Annotated in this window: 2 protein-coding genes and 1 pseudogene; 1 reads left to right on the top strand and 2 read right to left on the bottom strand. The window is 41.4% G+C overall.

From position 1 onward, the window contains the following. Nucleotides 1-557 precede the first annotated feature (557 nt). Nucleotides 558-854, bottom strand: coding sequence for a NadS family protein (nadS, locus tag NXS07_RS19710; protein WP_038214735.1), 297 nt, complete (start codon nucleotides 852-854; stop codon nucleotides 558-560). 46 nt (nucleotides 855-900) lie between these two features. Beyond that, nucleotides 901-1,224 (bottom strand): annotated as a pseudogene (locus NXS07_RS19715) (type II toxin-antitoxin system RelE/ParE family toxin). Nucleotides 1,225-1,601: 377 nt separating this feature from the next. On the opposite strand from NXS07_RS19715, the gene NXS07_RS19720 reads away from it, so the two are divergent. Then, the gene (locus tag NXS07_RS19720) at nucleotides 1,602-1,910 is read left to right on the top strand and encodes a BRO-N domain-containing protein (RefSeq protein ID WP_258087483.1); all 309 of its coding nucleotides are present in this window, start codon (nucleotides 1,602-1,604) and stop codon (nucleotides 1,908-1,910) included. Nucleotides 1,911-1,969: the final 59 nt, after the last annotated feature.

Here is a 1,969-nt window from a genome sequence, read left to right on the forward strand (position 1 = left end):
GTGCGTGGTTCGACGACTTTCAGTCGTCGGCACCGAAGTGCGCTAACCCACCTACTTCAGTAGGTGGTAGTTAAGTCCCTACGAAACGCAACCAGACGCACATAGCACCATTCACTCATTAACCTACAGACCATCTGTGGATAATTTGGATCGCGTTTCTGCGTCGGGCTCACACTGCACAATCCCCACGAAATAAACGTAAACATGACGTAAAACGCACTACACCGCACCCGCCTGCACGTTTTGGATCAAAAAATTATTTCAGTTTTAAAATCCGACAAAGGGAACCGCCAGAGCGCGCCAGCACAGGCGGCGTGAGAGAAACCGCAAATTGAAAAGTGTGAAAATATTTTCAGGAAATTTCAGTTTTTGGATCAAAAGAGGATCGCGGGGAAAATTACAATGATATGATAATAAAAGGAAAATTCTATTTTACGTGAGAAGTAAGATCACGAAGAAAGGCCGCATTCCATCATGGAAATCAGATAGAAAGCGGCTTTGCAGAATAAGCAGAACTGAAATTATTTTCTCTTCTTACATCAAGGCAAAGGAGAAAATTAAAGTGCGCTTAATTCACTAATCAGTGTGGGATTACGTTCAAGCATTTTAAGCAGCTTAAGTGATGAGCCAGAAGGAATACGGCGATGTTGCTCCCAGCTTTGAATTAGGGAAGCAGAAACGCCAACAGCTTCGGCAAACTCACTTTGCTTTAACCCGAAGGTTTCGCGTAGGTTTTTTACATCAGGCAGACGATGGCGATGAATATTTTCAGCAGGAACGGAAAGCTCTCCTTTTTCAATCGCTACCATCTGATTCATGCTTTCAACCAGATCATCAAAAAGTTTTTTGTCCATAGTTTCTCCGCTGTATGAACATTGCCGCGTATCTACGCGGCGTTGATTATTGCAATTTATTACTGATAGCTTTAAGTACTTCTTTTTCTTTTGGGGCTAAATCATCTTTTTTATTCTTAGGGTAAATCAAAAGAAGATAGAACCTTCCAGTTTTCGTGATGGTGTAGTAGATGATTCTTACTCCGCCACTTTTTCCCATTCCTTCTCGCTGCTAGCGAATCTTTTTACATCCTCCAGTAGCGCTAATGGTACTACCTTGTTCATGATTCTTTAGTAAGTGCTCCTGTAGTCGTCTGAATTCATCATCAGTTAACAAATCTGCCCGATCTCTACTAAACACGGGGGTTTCGATAAAAAGTAGGTATTCCATAAAACACATCCTTGCCCGTCTATGGAAAATATTATATTCGTACTATGTACGATTGTAAAAGTAAAATCGTACATAGTACGAAATTTTCATGTGTATGGAAAAATGTAGTTGACCTTCCGAAAGCAATTCATTACCATTTCTTAAATGAGGCCTAGAAACCTTAAGTAAGCGGTCAGAACCAACCCCGTTAGTGTTGGATTTTTTATGCCTATTTTTTAATGGTAGCTTTAAGGCTGCCATCTCTCCGAATCAATGTCGGGAGGGCGGCGAATACAACACCCGAAAGGGGAATAAGTCCGCAGCTCTTACTGCTGTTTCTAGCCTCCCGACACCACTTAATTGTGGATTTTCCTAGAAAGAAAAGTAAGGAGTCAGAAATGGCTAATCTATCAGTAACCCCATTCATGTTCGAAAATCAGCAAGTACGTACATTGACTAAAAATGGTAACCCTTGGTTTGTTGCTCAAGATGTATGTGATGCCTTGAAAATCAAAAATAGCCGGGATGCCATCGCAAAGCTTGATGATGAAAAGGGTGTCGCTTTAACCGACACCCTTGGTGGGGAACAAAAAATAAACATTATCAACGAATCAGGAATGTACTTTCTGACAATCCGTTGTCGTGATGCTGTGAAGATAGGAACTCTTTCCCACCGTTTCCGTAAGTGGGTTACTAGGGACTGTTGATGTTTTATGTTCATAAATCAATCAGCCCACATTGGTAACCAAACGAGAGTAAATGCCAG

The sequence above is a fragment of the Xenorhabdus bovienii genome (assembly GCF_024721015.1).
In the GTDB taxonomy this organism is placed as follows: domain Bacteria; phylum Pseudomonadota; class Gammaproteobacteria; order Enterobacterales; family Enterobacteriaceae; genus Xenorhabdus; species Xenorhabdus bovienii.

What these genes read in the sequence shown, in the direction of transcription:
- nadS (WP_038214735.1), bottom strand. Translation starts at nt 854, where the DNA reads ATGGACAAAAAACTTTTTGATGATCTGGTTGAAAGCATGAATCAGATG.
- NXS07_RS19720 (WP_258087483.1), top strand. Translation starts at nt 1,602, where the DNA reads ATGGCTAATCTATCAGTAACCCCATTCATGTTCGAAAATCAGCAAGTA.